Raw genomic sequence first — 18,143 nt, 5'->3', positions numbered from 1 at the left:
TGATAGGATTTGGGATTGGGTGGCGATCATTTCGTTTCTTCTATCGCTTTTTCTAGGGGCCTCCCTCTTTACTAATTGGACCGGCGATCTGGGAAGGTCCATAAGGAATGAAATGATAGAGCACATCGGCATATCGATAATAATACCCATAGTTTTCATCGCCTATGCATCGTGGGCAAGGATCTTTAGATACAAGGTTTTGAACATCCAAGGTCAAGCCTTAGGGGCTTTGTCGCTCACCGTAAGTCTAGCGCTCATGCTGGCCATGTGGTCCGAGGCTTTTAAATACCCCAAACTTCTTGAGCTTTCCGGCTTTTTAGGGCGATCCATAGGGCTAAGGGCGTTCCACCTTTTGGGCCCCTTCGGGGCCACGCTATTGGGGCTACTATGTTGCTTGGTCACGGTGGGGGCATTCAGCGGCGAATCGCCATCGGAGATCATGAACTTAATTGCAGTGGTCTTTTCCGCCATAACGGAAAGGCTCAGTAAACGCCTTGGCATATTAAATGGTTTCTTAAGGCTTATCACCAAAACCAAGGAGGACAAGGGATCACCTACCCTTGGATCTGATGACACCTTGTCCATATTCCCAGAGGAAGAAGAATCTGTTTTTGAAGATCATGACGTTAAGGAGCACATGATTGAATTGGACAACCCGTTTCTTGACGAGGAGGTCTCCGTGGAAGGCGTGCGAGGAGAAAATCTAGCCGTTGAAGGGGATCCTTCCTTGGTATGCCAAATCAAACCGGGGTTATTCCCACCGCCGCTAGAAATAATAGGCCCTCCTTGTTCGGGGGACGACGATATAGACCAAGATCAAATTGAAGCCATGGCGGACAGGATACTGTCTTCTCTTAGGGATTTTGGGGTAGAAGCCGAGCTTGGAGAAACCCAGATAGGCCCCACGGTTATTCAGTTTAGGATTCAACTTGCTCCCGGTATCAAGGTCAGCAAGGTGGCGTCTTTAGCCAATGATCTGGCTCTGGCTTTGGCGGTGCCAAGTCTTCGAATAGAAGCGCCGATCCCAGGCAAGCCGTACGTGGGGGTTGAGATACCTAATCCCCAAAGAAGGCCTGTATCGCTTCGGGAGGTAATGGAATCTGAAGTATTCTCAAGACCTAGGGGGGATCTTCCTTTGCCATTAGGGGTTTCCATCGATGGATCCCCGATGGTGTCATTCCTTGAAGACCTCCCGCATCTGTTGGTTGCAGGAACAACCGGTTCGGGCAAAAGCGTATTCATAAATTCATGCATCGTGGGGCTCTGTTCATCGAAAGCCCCATCGGATCTCCGGCTCATACTTATAGACCCCAAACGGGTTGAAATGGCCATATACGATCGACTGCCTCACATATTGACCAAACCGGTCGTGGATTCCAAAAAGGCTGTTCAGGCGCTGGCTTGGTGTATTCGTGAGATGGAGAGCCGATACGATACCTTCTCTCAATACAAGGTAAGAAACCTGGCGGCATATAACAAAAAGGTGTTACCTAAGGATCGGTTGCCCCATGTGGTGGTAGTGGTGGATGAGTTGGCTGACCTTATGATGACTGCTCCAAGGGAGGTTGAGGATTACATATGCCGCTTGGCCCAGATGGCCAGGGCGACCGGAATACACCTCGTCTTAGCCACCCAGCGGCCGTCGGTAAACGTGATAACAGGTCTTATAAAGGCCAACGTACCCGCCAGGGTAGCCTTTGCATTGCCAAGCCAGGCGGATTCCAGAACCATATTGGATTCCGCTGGGGCCGAGAAGTTGCTGGGGAAAGGGGATATGCTCTTCCTGTCTTCAAAGTTCCCTAAGCCCATAAGACTTCAGGCTCCATGGATAGACGAGGCCTATATAGCTAGATGGCTTGACCACCTGGTATCTACCTTTGGAGAACCACAGGTTATAGACATAGAGGATCAGGAAAACAGCGGCTCCACCGGTGACGCCAGCGCAGATGATCCATTGCTTGAGGAGGCAATACGTATTGTCCTGTCCTCCGGGGTTGCGTCGGCAAGCAGCCTTCAAAGAAGGCTTAGAGTAGGTTTTACCAGAGGTGCCCGCCTAATAGATACCATGGAGCAGCTTGGCATAGTGGGCCCACCCGATGGGGCAAGACCCCGGGAGATACTGGTTGACGAGGAGAGCGCCATGGAAATACTCAGGGAAGCTAGGGGAATTTAGATCATGATCTTAAAGTTCCCCTCCGCTGGGCTGTATCTAAACCTCATGCTGCCCAATGAAGAGCATGTAAGGTCACCCCGGGGCATAGTAATGGTCTTAGGCGGAAGAAAGCCATCGCCTTTGTTCCTCAGGGACCTTAAGGATTTGGGATGGGATCTTTGGGCTGTGGACAAAGGCATAGAATCCTGCAAAAAGGTGGACTGGCAACCGTCCATGGCCTTGGGTGACATGGACAGCGTATGTTCGGATGCGTTGGCCTGGGTTCGAAACCTGCAAATCCCCATGGAGATTCATCCGGCGGAGAAGGATCTCACGGACTTCCAACTGGCATTGGGAAGGATATCCAAGACCTGCACGGCAACACAGGATGTACCGGTACTGGTGACCGGTTGTTTTGGCGGGCGACTTGACCACTTGGTAAGCTCCGTTATGAGCTTCTGCTATGCCCCAGGCATCGTTCCAGTTGGCATGGTTGATCAACGGGAAATGGCATTTATACTAAAGGACTATGACAACATTTCATTGGAATTCAAGGGGTTATGTGCACCCAAAAACATATCACTGCTGCCCTTGGAAGACTGCTCAGGGGTGAGCGAGAGTGGAGTTAAATGGGAGCTTCATGATGCATTTTTGAAAAAGTCTCTGCCCTTTGCGATAAGCAACGAACCCACATCCGATAAGGTCAGGATATCTTTAAGCACCGGCATCCTGATCGTATATCTTAGATGGTGACAGTTAAGGAGAAGGTGGGCTAACGGATCTTGGCGGAGGCCATGTTGGGTGAATATCAACCCTTATACGGCGGGAGGAATGGGGTAAAAAGAAAAAGGGCCGTTCTAGACGGCCCTGCGAACTATACCGGAACGGAGACACTTGGTACAGACCTTGAGTCGGCGGGTTTCACCGCACCCCAGGTCCACCCGCACGGTCCTTAAGTTGATTAGCCAACGGCGGCGGGTGTGACGATTAGAGTGGCTGACGGCATTTCCCGTCTGAGGCCCCCTCCCGCAGCAATCGCAGATCCTGGACATTCGTTTCCCTCCCTCCGCTTGTGGCGACAACTGAGCTCGAGCATTGTATCATGGACCGTGGGATCGAAGCAACAACTTATAGACGAAGAAAAACCTTGGGGGTGTCGTGGTTGTCATTCACGGAAGACATGTCAAAGCTGGAGGAAATAGCTGCAAGGCTGGAAAGAGACGATATTCCCCTTGAGGAGGCCCTCACAGTCTATGAGGAGGGCGTTATAATAGCCAGAAGGTGTTTTGAGTTTCTTGAGGATGCTCGCCGCAGGATAGAAATCCTTGGTGACGATGGAACGGAGAAGCCCTTAAACCTATGAACATAACCTGCAGTTTGGAGGAGTAGATGGTGAGCGTGATCAGATTGACCGACGTGTCATCGATGGAGGATCTTGACCTTTACATGCGCCAGGTTGGCGATAAGGTGGAAGATGAAATTGGAAAAATTAAATTTTCGCTGTCAAACACCATGCCAAGCCACCTCTGGTCCTCCATGGATTACTCCCTTTCTAGTGGGGGCAAAAGGTTAAGACCCATCCTTTGCATAGCCGCGTCAGAAGCTTTCGGTGGGTCATGGAAGTCCGTCGTTCCCATGGCATTGGCTTACGAGATGATACATACCGCCTCCCTTATCCACGATGACCTTCCCTGCATGGACAACGATGACATGCGCAGAGGTCGCCCCACCAATCACAGGGCCTATGGAGAGGCGTTGGCGCTGCTTGCCGGGGATGCGTTGTTGGCCTGGGCATTCCAGTATGCGATTGAGGGATTAAGGAAAAACCGCTTCCCAGATAGTCTGATATTAACCGCCATTTCCAGCCTGGCAAGAGCCACCGGCCCAGAGGGGATATGCGGGGGGCAATCTATGGACATGGGTTTCGAATCCGAAGTAAATAAGCTGGATCCAGGCGATAGGCTCCTCAAGGTTGCCAGTCATAAAACGGGGGTTTTAATATCCTCTGCCCTGGAGAGCGGGGCCATCCTGGCTGGTGCAGGAGAGGAAGATCTTGCAAGGATCCGCAACTACGGCATGTGTTTAGGTATAGCATTCCAGGTGGCAGATGACATATTGGACGTAACAGGGAAAAGCGAGGACCTAGGCAAAACCGCAGGTAAGGACCAGGCTCAGGGTAAGACCACCTTTGTATCGGTGCACGGGATTGAGGGAGCAAGAAGGATCCTGGCTGATTTATCCAGCAACGCCAAGGAGTGGGCGACAAATCTTCCTTGTTCTGCAGCGTTCAATTTGCTGGTTGAAAAACTGATGTGGAGGACGCGATGAACTCATTCGGCCACATAAGCGGGGATGAGGAAGGAATACTGTGGAATCTTAAGGGCCCCTGGGAGCTCAAGGGGCTAAACAGATCACAGGTGGAAACGCTGTGCAGCGAGGTGAGGGATCTCATATGCCAGGTTACCCTTAGCAACGGAGGGCACTTGGCTTCTTCTCTTGGGGCAGTTGAGCTTATAGTCTCTCTTTTGAGGTCTTTCTCCCCTCCGGAGGACAAGATAATCTTTGACGTTGGACATCAGGCCTACGCCTATAAAATACTCACCGACCGTCGTGATGCATTTCAAACCCTGCGACAAAAAGACGGCATCGCTGGTTTCCCTCGCCGCAAGGAGAGCCCTTACGATGCCTTTGACGTGGGGCACAGCAGCACGTCGATATCTGCTGCCTTGGGCATGGCAAAAGCCAGGGAGTCACTGGGCATAAAAGGGCACGTGGTGGCGGTGATAGGCGATGGGGCTTTGATCAACGGATTGGCATTCGAAGGCTTGAACAACGTTACCCCGCTTGTCAGTAAAATTATAATAATTTTAAATGACAACAAGATGTCCATAAGCCCAAGGGTTGGCGGCATGGCAGAGCACCTAGCCAGGCTGTCCGCGAGCAGCACTTATCAAGACATTAAGCAAAGGATAAAAAGCGCCCTTAGAGAGGCTCAGGGGGGCAGAAGGCTGGAGGATTTGATTGGACTTTGGAAGGGCAAGCTTAAGTCCATACTTCTTCCTCCTAATATATTCGAAGAGATGGACATAACTTACTGGGGGCCCTTCGACGGACACAGCGTAGAGGAGATGGACAGGATATTCTCCTTGGCCAAAGAGTACCCCGAATCGGTTCTGATTCACGTTATCACCAAGAAGGGTAGAGGGTACAAAAGGGCTGAGATATCGCCCACGGCCTTTCATGGGGTATCCCCGTCAACCTCTGTGAAGGAAGATAGGGCTGTGGATGTCAAAACCCAGGATTGGAGTTCCCTTGCGGCTTCCATCGCTGAGGATATGGCAGCCAAAGATCCACGGGTGGTGTGTTCAACCGCCGCAATGAAGGAGGGCAGCAAGCTAGGTGCCTTTGCAGACTCCTTCCCAGATCGTTTTTTTGACGTTGGCATAGCGGAGTCACATCTTATAACCTTTGCCGCTGGGATGGCCGCAGAAGGCATGATGCCCGTGGTTTTCATATATTCCACGTTTCTTCAGCGGGCGATGGACCAGTTGGTTCACGATGTGTGCCTTCAGGGACTGCCGGTGTTGCTTTGTGTTGATAGGGCTGGCCTAGTTGGGGAGGATGGGGAGACCCATCATGGGCTTTTAGACGTCACTTGGGGTAAATGCATACCAAATCTAACCCTCATGGCCCCAAGAGACGGCGCGGATCTAAGGTTCATGATGACAGGGTGGCTTAAACATCCAGGTCCAGCTCTCATAAGGTATCCCAAGGGTGTGGCTAAAAACATGGACCGTGCGGTTGCTCCCTGGGGAAAGCTGGAGATCATAAGAAATGGCAAGGGTATATGCCTTGCAGGATACGGAAGTACCGTGCCAATAATGGAAGGGGCAGCGGAAATCCTGAGGGCAAGGGGGCTGGAGCCCTCTGTATTAGATCTAAGATTTCTTAAGCCAATGGATCGCCAGGGTATAATAGACGCTTTATCGAGACATGACGTCATGGTGATAGCGGAGGAAGGCTACAGGTTAGGCGGCATTGGGGAGACCATATGCTGTCTAAGCTCGGAGTTTGGCATTCAATGCAAGGTGCTAACCATTGGTGTGTCGGATAGATTCGTGCCTCACGCTAAAAGACAACAACAGCTGGAGGAGGAGGGGCTAACCCCCCATGGGGTAGTCCAAATGTTAGATGAAATCTCATAGGATTAGATTGGACTCCCTTTTGGTGAAGCTTGGGATTGCCAAATCCAGGGAGGAAGCCAAGGGGTTGGTGGAAGCCGGAGCTGTAAGGGTTGAAGGCATGGTCGTCTCTAAACCCTCTTGCATGGTTCTTATGACATCAAAAATTGATGTCCTGAGAGATTCAGAGGGGGAGAAGTGGGTAAGTCGTGGGGCTTTCAAGCTTTTGAGGGGATTAGATGTCTTTAAGGTTAGCCCGTTTAATCTGGTATGCGTTGATGTGGGAGCCTCCACGGGAGGATTTACACAAGTTCTGCTTAAGCGAGGGGCCACAAGGGTATATTCCGTAGACGTAGGATACGGCCAATTGGCGTGGTCCCTAAGGAATCATCCAGGGGTGGTGGTTCTGGAAAGGACTAACGCAAGGTCCTTGTCTAGGGAGATAATACCGGAGCCATGCGGACTCGGGGTTTGTGATGTGTCCTTCATCTCCTTGAAGTTGATCCTCCCGAGTCTTTTTTCCGTTATGGACCCCATGGGTCACGTAATAGCGCTGGTAAAGCCTCAGTTTGAAGTGGGGCGGGAAAGAGTTGGTAAGAGGGGGGTAGTAAGGGACCCTGAGCTGCACAAAGAGGTCCTGTCAGAGATGGCCGCTTTTATCAACGACAACACTCAATGGGGGGTGGTAGGTATGACCCATTCCCCCATAAAGGGCCCGGAGGGTAACATAGAGTTCCTCATCCACGCGGTAGCCCGCGGGGGAGTAGATTATGCGCCGCTGGATGTTGACGAGGTGGTCTTTGTGGCCCACCGTGATGTCCGATGAGCGTGGTGGGGCTGCTGTTTAACACCAGCAAGGCTTCCGCGCTGAGAATCGCCCAGCGGATACTCGGTTGGTGCCAAAAAAGAGGGATAGAAGTGCTTGTTCCCTCGGAGGAAGCCAAGGTTCTAGGGATAGAGGCCTCATTTGACGAAGAATTCCTTGGTAGGGCCAAGCTGGTGGTAGTAATAGGCGGGGACGGTACGTTTCTTAGGGCCGCCAGGTATACGTTGGGACGAGAGATACCCCTTTACGGCATAAACGTTGGGCGCTTGGGCTTTCTTGCAATAGGCAGCCCTCTTAGCGCTGAGGAGGATCTGTCTTCCATACTAGATGGCAGATATACACTACAGACGAGGGACTGCTTGAGGGGCATAGTCATTCGTGAGGGGGAGGAAGTTCATGAGCTTTTTGCCTTGAACGACTTGGTGGTCACCAAGGGGTCGTTCGCGAGATCAATAGATCTGGAACTATCCATAAACGGCGAGATGGTGGGGTTGTTCCCCTGTGACGGATTCATAGCGTCAACCCCCACCGGATCTACCGCTTATTCCCTGTCAGCGGGAGGTCCTATAGTACCTCCCCATTTATCATGCATGATACTTGCCCCTATCTGTGCTCATACGCTGTACTCTAGGCCAATAGTGCTGGGTTCCCAAGACAGAGCCACGATAACTCCTTTTTGCGAGGAGAGGGAAGTCCTGCTCACCCAGGATGGACAGCTAGGTTATAGGCTTCAAGGGCGTGACAGGATAGAGGTGTCTATATGCGAAGACCTGAAGGTCTATACCATATCCCTTCCCGATCGAAGCTACTATTCGTTATTACGCGACAAGCTTCGGTGGGGCAGGTGCGCATTTGATCCCGGGGGAGATGAGTCTTGTTAAGGCGGCTAGCGGTACGCAACATATGTGGGATAGCTTCCGCAGATTTAAAGATAAACGGCAGGTTCGTGGTGATAACCGGGGAGAGCGGATCTGGGAAGAGCAGCCTTGTCCGCTCTCTTGAGCTGGCGGCGGGGAAGCGGTCAAACAATGCCCTAATAAGATCTTCCAGCGTCAGTGGAGAGGTCAATGCGGAGTTTTCCTTTCAGGGCGGCGTCATCAATATCAGAAGGATAATATCTTCCGAGGGCAAGAATAGAATTTTCATGGGAGGAGAGCAGGTTAACCTATCGGATCTCATTTTAACGCTGGACAACAGAATTCAAATACAAAGTCAGTTTTCCCACCTGTGTCTTTTGGATGAGGATGCGTTCATGGAGATACTCGACTCATTCGGTGGCTCTGCCGTTAGATCCCTTAGGGATCAAATGAGATCCGCTTACGGAGATGCCAGGGACGCCGCATTAGAGTTTGAGCGGTTAAAAAGGGACTTTGACAGGTACCAAAGGGACCAAGCCATAATGGAACCTTTGGTCGCAGAGTTAAGAGGGTTAAATCCCTTCCCAGGATGTGCCAAGATCTGGGAAACGGAAGCGGAGCAAATAAGGCGTTCGATGCAGGAGCTAAGAGCGGTGGAAGAAGCCCTGGATATGCTCCATCATCGGGACGGCTCCGCAACGGACATTATAAACGACGCATTGGGCTCCCTGTCATTGAGGCTTCCAGGTTCCGACAAAAAAGATGAGGTTACCAGGAGGCTTTCTGAGGCATTGGACGCGTTAAGAGGCGCCATAGCGGGTCTTAAAACCTGGGAAGGCCTTAGCAGCGTTGATGAAATGGAAGCTAAGGCAGGGGAGCTGGAAGATAAACTTGGAACACTAAAGAGGCTTATGCGAAAACTTCATCTGGATGACGACCAAGATGTAGTTAACTTCTTAAGCGAAGTGGAACATCGATCCCAGTGGTTGATAGAGGCAGAATCTAGACTGAAGTCCCTAAGGGAACGGGTTGCGGCCCTCAAAAAAAGGGCCTATGAAACCGCCATGAAACTTAGAAACACGAGGGCTTCGCTGGCGGAATCATTTAGCAGAGAAGTATCGCTAAACCTTGAGGATCTGGGCATGGAGGGCGTCATGTTCAGCGTCTCCACAGAACCGCTTAAAAAGATAGGCCCATTGGGGGCCGACAGGGTGCTTTTCCTAATGGGCGCCGAAGGCTCGGATCTATATCCCATATCTAAGAGGGCATCCGGTGGGGAGCTCAGCCGCATATTGCTCGCCATTCAGTGTGCCATGAAGGGACGTTGGTCTCCGGAGTGCATCGTATTCGACGAGGTGGAAGCGGGACTTGGCGGTAAGTCCGCGCTTTTAGCTGGGTTAAAGCTAAAAGAACTATCCAATGCCAGCCAAGTCATATTGATAACCCATGAAGCTACGCTGGCCGCCATGGGAGATCAACACCTGGTGGTCAAGAGGAGAGAGGATCTGACCGAGGTTATAGAGGTTTCCGAAGAAGACCGGGTGGCCGAAATAGCTCGAATGCTCTCAGGGGAAGCCCACGAAGATGCCCTAAGGCACGCCAGGTTCCTTATAGAGAAGTACGGTGGACCCGTTGCAAAAGTTGACTAATTTGGGGCTAAAGTGTAGAATTCTTTGGCGCTAATATCGCCTGGGTCGGGTTTAAAGTAGCTTTGCTCACCCGAGTCACAGCGAAAGGAGAGGTGTAAATGTACGCAATAGTGGAGACCGGCGGCAAGCAGTACAGGGTAAAGCAGGGAGACAGGATAAGGGTTGAGCTCCTAAAGGCGGAGGCGGGGGCTTCCGTGTGCCTTGACAAAGTGCTCTTCGTGTCCAAGGATGATTCTGTCGTGATTGGCAGCCCTTACGTTGATGGGGCCAAGGTGACGGCCAAGGTTTTGGAGCACGGCAAGGAGGATAAGGTAATAGTTTTTAAGTATCGCCGGAAGAAGAACTATAGGCGATTCAGGGGGCATCGGCAGCCCTACACCGACCTTCTGGTGGAAGATATCACCCTCTAGCCCTGAGTTCAAGGGGCGAGTGGGCCTTGGGTTTATCTAGGCTTAGGCCAAATGACCAGGGTCACGTTCTTTTTCGATAGCGGTTTGGCGGTGGGTTTTGAGGCGGTTGGACATTCAGGGGCCGCATCAAGAGGAGAGGATGTGGTGTGCGCCGCTGTTTCCACCTTGCTTCAGGCTTTGGAGTTGGGGATAACCCAAGTCGTTGGAGTCAGGGACCTTGATTTTGAGGTGGATCCCGACAAGCCACTTAGGCGGATGATCTGGGGACGCCTGGAGGGTGACGGTTGGCGGGTTTTGGTGGAGACGGTGAGGTTGTCGCTAAAGTCTTTGGCGTCCTCGTATCCTAAGCACATAGTCGTTTCGGAGGTGGAGCGAAATGATCTTCGTTTTTGATATCCAGTTCTTTGCCCACAAGAAGGGGCAAGGCAGCAGCTCGAACGGAAGGGATAGCAACCCTAAGTACCTTGGTCTCAAGAGAACCGATGGTGAGGCGGTCAAGGCCGGAACCATAATCGTGCGCCAGAGGGGGACCAAGTATCGTCCTGGGCTTAACGTTGGCAGGGGTAAGGACGATACCCTTTTTGCGCTGAAGGACGGCGTGGTGAAATTCCAGACCAAGGCGGATCGCAAGTTTGTAAACGTTGTAACCTGCTAGGTAACGGGTTCGCCGTATCTTGTGATCTACTTTTTCATGGGGCCTTTCGGCCCCTTTAATTATGTTCTTATGTGAGGGTGTGGGTAAATGAAGTTCGTCGACATGGCCAAGATAAGGGTCACAGCCGGTACCGGCGGCAACGGCTGTGTCAGCTTCCGAAGGGAAAAGTTTGTTCCCAAGGGTGGTCCAGATGGCGGCAACGGCGGCAGGGGGGGCAACATATGGTTGGTTGCGGATCGTAACCTGCAGACGCTGGCTGACTTCGAGTACAAAAGATCCTACAAGGCTCCGGACGGGAAGCCCGGAAGCGGGAGTGGCCGAAACGGCAAGTCCGGCGAGGACCTGTTCATCAAGGTCCCCTGTGGCACCTTGGTTTATGATCCCTCCACAATGGAGGTATATGCGGATTTGGTGTCCCATGGGGACATGTTCCTAGCCGCCAGGGGAGGAAGGGGAGGCAGGGGAAACAGGGCCTTTGCTAGTTCCTTGAGAAAGGCTCCCAGGTTCGCAGAAAAGGGTTATCCGGGAGATTCCAGGGATCTGCTTCTGGAGCTGAGGATGATAGCAGACCTTGGAATGGTGGGGTCTCCAAATGCGGGCAAGTCCAGCCTGTTAAAAAGTCTTAGCGAGGCCAATCCCAAGATAGCCCCTTACCCCTTTACAACCCTTACGCCTAACCTGGGAGTGCTGGCAGACCACCGCCATCGTCTTGTGATGGCAGACATTCCAGGCCTTATTGAGGGAGCTCACGAGAACAGAGGATTAGGGATATCCTTCCTAAGACATATTCAGAGGACCAGGATGCTGCTCCACGTTTTGGACATCTCATCCGCAAACTTTGATGCTATTCTCGATGACTGGAGCACCATAAGAGCCGAGATGGAGGCCTTTGACCGATCCATACTGGATAAGCCGTGCATGGTGGTGGGCAATAAGCTTGACCTATTGTCACAGGAAGACAGAGATCGTCTGCTGCCTCTTATGGAGGAGTTTTTTGCGGGGAAGGGGATGCGTTTCGTCCCCTTAAGCGCCCTCTCTGGGGAGAACGTTGATCGATTGGTGGAGGAAATACTGCGTTTCGCCGATGAAAACCCGATGCCGATTCATACTCCTAAGGTAACTGCCATAGAGGTGCTTCCCGGTCCGGAGGGAATTGACTTTAAGACCATGCGCCGCCGCAGCGTTCAAGTCCTGAGGGAAGCTGAGGGAGTATACAGGATAGTTCACCCCCATTTGGAGGATGCGGTTTTACGGTACAATTTCGACCATGAGGAGAACCTGGTGAGGTTTGGCCGGTTGTTGCGTTCTTATATGGTTGACGATCTCCTCTTGAATGCAGGGGCCCAGGAGGGAGATACCGTGTTGATAGGCTCAATGGAGTTCGACTTCAACCCCGACTTAGATGCCATAAGTGCTTACGAAGATGAAGATGCTGTATTACCCTCTGCTGATGAGAATTCTGATCATGTCGAGTGAGGCGACGCTGCGTCTAAATCAGCGGATATAAGTATCACCGTTGAATGATATCTCTTAGAACGGGAGCTCTGTCATGGACAGGTTAGATAACGATGCGGATCTATCAAGGCCGGAATATGTAAGAGGGACAGGACTTAGAATAGGCGTAATGGGTGGGACGTTCGATCCCATCCATTACGGCCATTTATTGGCGGCGGAGGAGGCCCGATCCAGGATAGGTCTTAGCGAGGTGGTGTTCGTTCCCACCGGGCACCCACCTCACAAGGATGCAAGCCGCATATCTTCACCGGAGGATAGGTTTAAGATGACTTCCCTGGCGGTGGCGGGAAATGGCAGCTTCAAGGTGTCCAGGATAGAGATAGATACGCCTGGTCCCCATCATACAGTTGACACCATCTTGGCTCTTAAAACTTATTATTCCCAGGATGTCTCTTTCTATTTCATAACCGGTTTGGATTCTATGCTTCAACTTCTGACATGGAAAGAGCCTTTTGTCTTGGCATCGCTTTGCACTTTGGTTGCGGTGAGCAGACCGGGGTATAATGTGAATAAGCTTCTGGACTTGCCGGAACAAATCCAGAAGTCCATATTGCCTTTGGAGATCCCGTTGCTTGCCATATCCAGCACGGACATAAGAAGAAGGCTCAGGGAGGGCTTGAGCATAAGGTATCTCACGCCTGACGGCGTCATAAACTACATATTATCCAACAGGCTTTACATCTAATCATTCCATTACGGAAGGCAGGATCTCCATAGGACATGAGATTGAGGAATGTGTTCTTAGCTGCCATTTTAGTGCTTACGTCTTTTGCGGCCGGAGCATATGTGCGGTTCCGCGCTGAGGTATCCGTACCGGTAGAGAAGATAAAGGATACCATCTCGATTGACATGGGCAAGAAGTTAACGGGATCGTTGAACATACTTTTGCTTGGGGAGGATAACGTAGAAGGCTCCAGGCGAACGGACAGCATAGCCCTGGCGTTCGTGGACCTGGATGCTAAGACCGTTAAGGTGATCTCTCTGCCACGGGACACTAGGGTAAACATTCCGGGCCACGGATTTCAAAAGCTAAATCACTCCTATGCCTTTGGTGGGGTAGATCTGCTCAAATCCACGATAATGTCCAATTTAGGGGTACCCATACACTATTATGTATTGCTGGATTACGGCAGCTTTGCCAGAATGATTGATTCTATTGGCGGAGTAGATGTATACGTGCCAAAGCGTATGCGGTATGTGGATAGGGCGGGTGGACTCAACATAAACCTCGAAAGGGGTTTCCAACATTTAGACGGGGAAAGATCCCTACACTTCGTGCGATTCCGTCACGATGCAATGGGTGACATCGGAAGGGTTCAACGCCAACAGGAGTTCATCAAGGCCGTACTTAACAAGCTGAAAAGCCCAGAGATGGTCACAAAGGTACCACAGTTCGTGAAAGAGGCCGTAAGTATCATAAAGACCGACATGCCCCTTTCAGCCGCACTGCAGCTAGGTGGCTTCCTAAGCGAGATAGATAAGGGAAGCGTTCTTTTTACCATGTTGCCAGGCAAACCAAGCTATATAAAGGGAGTAAGCTACTGGCTCCCGGAGATGGAAGGCTTTAGGCGCATATGTGCCATGAGCATTACGGAGCTATCTAGCCCCAACACGGCTTCCCAAGACGTTGGCGCCACCTATGGGGTACCCATTTCTACCGCATCAGACAGGGATGTGTACGAAGATAAAGGGACAAAAACCCAAGTGAGCGTAAATGAGGGGCTGGAAGGCGCCGATTTTAAGGGGTTAGTCAAATCCATAACTGTACCCGTTGCGATTTTAAACGGGACTGGCAAAAAGGGGTTAGGGCAGATCGCCTCTGAGACATTTCAAAAAATGGGGGTAGAAGTAATATACACAGGCAACGCTAAACACTTTGACTATAGGGCGAGCCTGGTCCTTTATCCCGATGGAGCAAACCAAGACACCATACGGGCCGCTAAAAGCATGGCCAAACTATGCGGGATAAGGGACTCCATGGTACGCTCAGGACGTCAGGCTATGTTCGCAAGCCTAGTCTTAGGAGGAGACTACAAGGAGATTTTGGAAAACCTTAACGAAGCAAGGAAATATCTGGACTCCCAATGATCATGTTTAAGCATGATCTAGCCCTAATACACCAAGCATATTCGAGAAGGAGGCGATTTTTTTTGAAAGACAAACTAGTGCAATCCGGCTACGGGGCAAATCCGATTAATGAAAATACGGCTTCAGAGGATTCGGAGGCCCTTTTTAAGCGCTATCGTCCCTTGGGCATAAGACTTATCGATAAGCATGCCAGAGATGTTGACTTCATAGATGTCAGGGATACCTTAGGGGTGGCTGATCTGTTCGTGGTGGCCACTGCGCTCAACGACATACACATGGACGCATTGGAGACAGAGGCAGAGGAATTTTTAGAGGCCCACTTTGAGTCCGTAAGAAAAGAGGGCAAGGAGAGCAGGCGTTGGCGGCTTTTGGACGCGGGGGACGTGGTGGTCCACATATTTTCCAAGGATGCAAGGGAGTTTTACAGGATAGAGCGAATATGGGGAGACTCTCCGGTACTTAGGTTTGAGGATCCGGATCAATGAGCGACAGGTGCCGATAGACAACACAGAAGTGGTCTTAGGGATGAAGTTATGATCGCAAGCTAGGTTTCTGTTTTATTTAGGAGTTTGGGACGCATCAAGAAGAATGGCGGCTGGGGGAGTTGCCAGCCGCCATTTTGAGGTCGAAAATATGTCCTATAATATATCTTATGTTGCCTAAGAGCTCTTGCCAACCTCTTTGGAGGCCATGGCACGACGGGCCTCGTCGATGATGCCAAGAAATCCCTCTAAATCCAGGGATGCACCGCCAACAAGCAATCCGTCAATGTCCCTTTCTTTGAGGATATCAAAGGTGTTATCAACCTTCACGCTGCCTCCATAGAGAACCCTCACAGAATCTGCCGCATCCGGCATTATGGACCTTACAACTTCCCTTATGTAGGAGCATACCTCCTGAGCATCCTGTGCGCTTGCGGTTTTACCGGTACCTATGGCCCACACCGGCTCATAGGCTATTGCAAGTCTTTGAGCCACAAAGGCACTAGATCGACCCCTTAGAGCCTGTTCAACCTGTGACCTCACCACGATAAAGGTCTCCCCAGACTCCCTTTGGGACAACAACTCCCCAACACATAACATGGCCCTTCCGCCAAAGGTTTCAACTGAAGCCACTTTCTTGGCCACCTGATCATCGGTTTCGCCAAAAAGGTTCCGCCTTTCGCTATGTCCTATAAGAATGTAATCGCTGCCTTCCTTTATAAGGGTGCTTATGCTGATTTCACCGGTGTAGGCTCCTTTTTCCTCCCAATGGCCGTTCTGTGCTCCTACCTTAATCATTTCGGTTGAACGGCTTATCAGACAGCTATGAATACACAGGGCCGTAGGGTATATCAACACCTCCAATAGATCCTCCTCCAAAAGATTGTTCCTCTCGGGTTCCTCAAGGGCCCTCCCTAACCCCCTTATAAAGCTCTCCGCCTCTTCGATGCCCTTGTGCATCTTCCAGTTACCTGCCACAATGTGAGGCCTCAACATACAAATATCCCCCTTCGTAGATTAGATTATGATACGCCCCAAGAGCTGTGATCATAAAATGATGATGGCCCACCTCAAACGGCGGGCCATCATCAAGTCAAGCCAACAACTAATCCAGCAGGATCTCAACTCCGGGCAAAACCTTGCCCTCGAAGAACTCCAAGCTGGCTCCGCCTCCGGTTGAAACGTGCCCTACCTTATCCTCCATGCCGAAAGCGGCCACAGCGGCAGCGCTATCACCACCGCCTACCACCGACGTGGACCCGTTTTGCACGGCTTTTGCAATAGCGTCAGCTACACCCTTGGTGCCGGATGCAAAGGCGGATATCTCAAAAACCCCCATGGGACCGTTCCACAGGATGGTTCTAGCCCCCTCTATTACCTTGGCAAAGTTCTTAACGCTCTCAGGGCCAATGTCCAACCCCATATGATCCGCTGGAATGGCATCACTTGGCACCACCATCGAAGGGACTCCGTCCTTTACCTCCTGAGCTGCAACCACATCAACAGGAAGCACCATGGATATCCCCTTTTCGGCGGCCTTGTTCATCATTTCCCTAGCAAAGTCCAGCTTGTCCTCTTCACACAAGGACCTGCCTATCTCAATACCCTTTGCCTTGAGGAACGTGAACGCCATTCCACCTCCTATGAGGATGGACTGGACCTTATCCAGCATGTTATCTATTACACCTATCTTGTCGGATACCTTTGCCCCGCCCAAGATGAGCACAAAGGGGGAATCCGGGTTGTCCCTCACCTTGCTGAGGGCCGCTATCTCCTCCTCGATCAAGTACCCAGCGTATGTCTCAAGGTGATCCGCAACACCCCTTGTGGACGCATGGGCCCGGTGGGCGGCGCTGAAAGCATCCATCACGAACACGTCGAAGGGCTCCGCAAGCTTCTTAGCAAACTCCGGGGCGTTCTTCTCCTCCTCTGGGTGGAACCGAAGGTTCTCCAGCAGAAGCATTTCCCCCTCCTTGAGGGAGCTTAGCGCCTCTGCCACCGCCCCCCCTACACAGTCCTCCGCCATCTTGACGCTCCAGCCGGTAAGCCTAACTAACTCATCCCTCACGGGCCCCAAGGAAAACTCCATGTTCCTCTTACCCTTTGGCCTTCCAAGATGGGAGGCCATGCAGACCGTCGCTCCCGCGTCTTTAAGAGCCTGGATGGTCTTAAGATGGGCCCTGATACGGATATCGTCTGAAACCTTGCCATCCTTCATCGGGACGTTAAAGTCCACGCGAAGGAAGACCTTCTTCCCCCTCACACGATCAGCGGAAAAGGTCCTTATCTTAGGCATTTACAGTCCCCTCTCCACGATGTAGTTAACCAGGTCAACCACCCTGCAGCTGTATCCCCATTCGTTGTCATACCAAGAAAGCACCTTGGCCATGTTATCTATCACCATGGTATGCTTGGGGGCAAAGATAGAGGAATGGCTGTCCTGAACGAAATCCATGGACACCAGATCCTCCGGCTCATAGGCCAGGATACCCTTGAGGGGACCCTCTGCGTACTCCTTGACCGCCTCGTTGATCTCTTCCGCGGAGGCCTTCCTGGACAACTCCACCACCAAGTCCACCACGGACACATCTGGGGTGGGAACCCTAAGGGCAAATCCGTTGAGCTTCCCCTTGAGCTCCGGCATGACCTTGCCTATGGCCTTCGCAGCCCCAGTGCTGGTGGGGATTATAGAAAGCGCCGCAGCCCTTCCCCTAGAAAGGTTCTTGTGCGGAAAGTCCAAGGTCTTCTGGTCGTTAGTGTAAGAGTGGGCGGTGGTCATAAGTCCCTTTACTATACCAAACCGCTCATGGAGCACCTTAGCCACTGGAGCCAGGCAGTTTGTGGTGCAAGATGCGTTGGAGATGACGTGGTGCTTGGAGGGATCGTAATCCTTCTCGTTGACCCCCATAACTATGGTGATATCCTCATCGGTTGCAGGGGCGGTTATGACCACCTTCTTGGCGCCGGCTTCAATGTGCGCCTTGGCCTTGGCAGCGTCGGTGAACCTACCAGTGGACTCAACCACCAAATCAACTCCCATTTCCTTCCAAGGCAGCTTGGCAGGATCCGGCTCAGCCAACGCCTTCACCCTGTGCCCATTTATAACCAGCACATCCCCATCCACTTCTACGCTTCCTGGGAAGCGGCGAAACACCGAGTCGTACTTGAAAAGATACGCCAGGGAAGCCGGCGGGGTGAGGTCGTTCACCGCAACCACTTCGAAGCGGTTATCCTGCTTCTCGAAAAAGGCCCGGAGCGAAAGACGCCCTATCCTGCCAAAACCGTTAATAGCCACCTTGATCTTATCCATCTCAAGTATCCCCCTTTT

At 51.7% G+C, this 18,143-nt stretch carries 19 protein-coding genes; 15 read left to right on the top strand and 4 right to left on the bottom strand.

What is annotated here, in order from left to right; all coding sequences use genetic code 11:
- Positions 1-19: 19 nt before the first annotated feature.
- The gene (locus N2315_03720; protein ID MCX7828300.1) at positions 20-2,173 is read left to right on the top strand and encodes a DNA translocase FtsK; all 2,154 of its coding nucleotides are present in this window, start codon (positions 20-22) and stop codon (positions 2,171-2,173) included.
- Positions 2,174-2,263: 90 nt separating this feature from the next.
- Positions 2,264-2,905, top strand: coding sequence for a thiamine diphosphokinase (locus N2315_03715; protein MCX7828299.1), 642 nt, complete (start codon positions 2,264-2,266; stop codon positions 2,903-2,905).
- A gap of 104 nt (positions 2,906-3,009) precedes the next feature.
- Here N2315_03715 and rpmB read toward each other — a convergent pair whose 3' ends face one another.
- Positions 3,010-3,204 (bottom strand): 50S ribosomal protein L28, encoded by a 195-nt coding sequence (rpmB, locus tag N2315_03710; GenBank protein MCX7828298.1) that lies wholly within the window; start codon positions 3,202-3,204, stop codon positions 3,010-3,012.
- A gap of 50 nt (positions 3,205-3,254) precedes the next feature.
- Between rpmB and xseB the strand changes: the two genes are divergently transcribed.
- The 13 genes from xseB to rsfS all read left to right on the top strand — a co-directional run bounded on the left by xseB (position 3,255) and on the right by rsfS (position 14,818).
- Complete coding sequence (gene xseB / locus N2315_03705) at positions 3,255-3,515, top strand: exodeoxyribonuclease VII small subunit (protein MCX7828297.1); 261 nt, start codon at positions 3,255-3,257, stop codon at positions 3,513-3,515.
- 62 nt (positions 3,516-3,577) lie between these two features.
- The gene (locus tag N2315_03700) at positions 3,578-4,480 is read left to right on the top strand and encodes a polyprenyl synthetase family protein (protein MCX7828296.1); all 903 of its coding nucleotides are present in this window, start codon (positions 3,578-3,580) and stop codon (positions 4,478-4,480) included.
- On the top strand, positions 4,477-6,357 hold the full coding sequence (dxs, locus tag N2315_03695; GenBank protein ID MCX7828295.1) for a 1-deoxy-D-xylulose-5-phosphate synthase: 1,881 nt from the start codon (positions 4,477-4,479) through the stop codon (positions 6,355-6,357). The genes N2315_03700 and dxs overlap by 4 nt, the downstream gene beginning before the upstream one ends.
- Positions 6,344-7,159 carry a TlyA family RNA methyltransferase gene (locus tag N2315_03690; protein ID MCX7828294.1) on the top strand — a complete coding sequence of 272 codons (816 nt, stop codon included), beginning with the start codon at positions 6,344-6,346 and terminating at the stop codon, positions 7,157-7,159. Before dxs ends, N2315_03690 begins: the two co-directional genes overlap by 14 nt.
- Entirely contained in the window at positions 7,156-8,040 is an 885-nt protein-coding gene (locus tag N2315_03685) for an NAD(+)/NADH kinase (GenBank protein MCX7828293.1), read from the top strand. Before N2315_03690 ends, N2315_03685 begins: the two co-directional genes overlap by 4 nt.
- Positions 8,034-9,665: an AAA family ATPase gene (locus N2315_03680; protein ID MCX7828292.1), complete on the top strand. Its 1,632-nt coding sequence runs from the start codon at positions 8,034-8,036 to the stop codon at positions 9,663-9,665. The genes N2315_03685 and N2315_03680 overlap by 7 nt, the downstream gene beginning before the upstream one ends.
- Before the next feature lie 98 nt (positions 9,666-9,763).
- Complete coding sequence (rplU, locus tag N2315_03675) at positions 9,764-10,075, top strand: 50S ribosomal protein L21 (protein MCX7828291.1); 312 nt, start codon at positions 9,764-9,766, stop codon at positions 10,073-10,075.
- Positions 10,076-10,126: 51 nt separating this feature from the next.
- Positions 10,127-10,468, top strand: coding sequence for a ribosomal-processing cysteine protease Prp (locus N2315_03670; GenBank protein MCX7828290.1), 342 nt, complete (start codon positions 10,127-10,129; stop codon positions 10,466-10,468).
- Positions 10,452-10,730, top strand: a complete 279-nt coding sequence (rpmA, locus tag N2315_03665) for a 50S ribosomal protein L27 (GenBank protein ID MCX7828289.1) — start codon at positions 10,452-10,454, stop codon at positions 10,728-10,730. Before N2315_03670 ends, rpmA begins: the two co-directional genes overlap by 17 nt.
- Positions 10,731-10,817: 87 nt before the next feature.
- On the top strand, positions 10,818-12,206 hold the full coding sequence (gene obgE / locus N2315_03660; protein MCX7828288.1) for a GTPase ObgE: 1,389 nt from the start codon (positions 10,818-10,820) through the stop codon (positions 12,204-12,206).
- 73 nt (positions 12,207-12,279) lie between these two features.
- The gene (gene nadD, locus N2315_03655) at positions 12,280-12,930 is read left to right on the top strand and encodes a nicotinate-nucleotide adenylyltransferase (protein MCX7828287.1); all 651 of its coding nucleotides are present in this window, start codon (positions 12,280-12,282) and stop codon (positions 12,928-12,930) included.
- 71 nt (positions 12,931-13,001) lie between these two features.
- Entirely contained in the window at positions 13,002-14,333 is a 1,332-nt protein-coding gene (locus N2315_03650) for an LCP family protein (protein MCX7828286.1), read from the top strand.
- 62 nt (positions 14,334-14,395) lie between these two features.
- Complete coding sequence (gene rsfS / locus N2315_03645; GenBank protein MCX7828285.1) at positions 14,396-14,818, top strand: ribosome silencing factor; 423 nt, start codon at positions 14,396-14,398, stop codon at positions 14,816-14,818.
- Positions 14,819-14,992: 174 nt separating this feature from the next.
- On the opposite strand, the gene tpiA is transcribed toward rsfS, so the two are convergent.
- The 3 genes from tpiA to gap all read right to left on the bottom strand — a co-directional run bounded on the left by tpiA (position 14,993) and on the right by gap (position 18,125).
- Positions 14,993-15,811, bottom strand: coding sequence for a triose-phosphate isomerase (tpiA, locus tag N2315_03640; protein MCX7828284.1), 819 nt, complete (start codon positions 15,809-15,811; stop codon positions 14,993-14,995).
- 109 nt (positions 15,812-15,920) lie between these two features.
- Positions 15,921-17,111: a phosphoglycerate kinase gene (locus tag N2315_03635; protein ID MCX7828283.1), complete on the bottom strand. Its 1,191-nt coding sequence runs from the start codon at positions 17,109-17,111 to the stop codon at positions 15,921-15,923.
- A complete protein-coding gene (gap, locus tag N2315_03630) occupies positions 17,112-18,125 on the bottom strand; it encodes a type I glyceraldehyde-3-phosphate dehydrogenase (protein MCX7828282.1) in 1,014 nt (337 codons plus the stop codon).
- Between the last annotated feature and the right edge of the window lie 18 nt (positions 18,126-18,143).

The organism is Thermanaerothrix sp., assembly GCA_026417795.1.
Classification (GTDB): domain Bacteria; phylum Synergistota; class Synergistia; order Synergistales; family Synergistaceae; genus Thermanaerovibrio.
The sequence above is the reverse complement of the archived record's forward strand: the minus strand, read 5'-3'. Positions and strand labels throughout refer to the sequence as shown.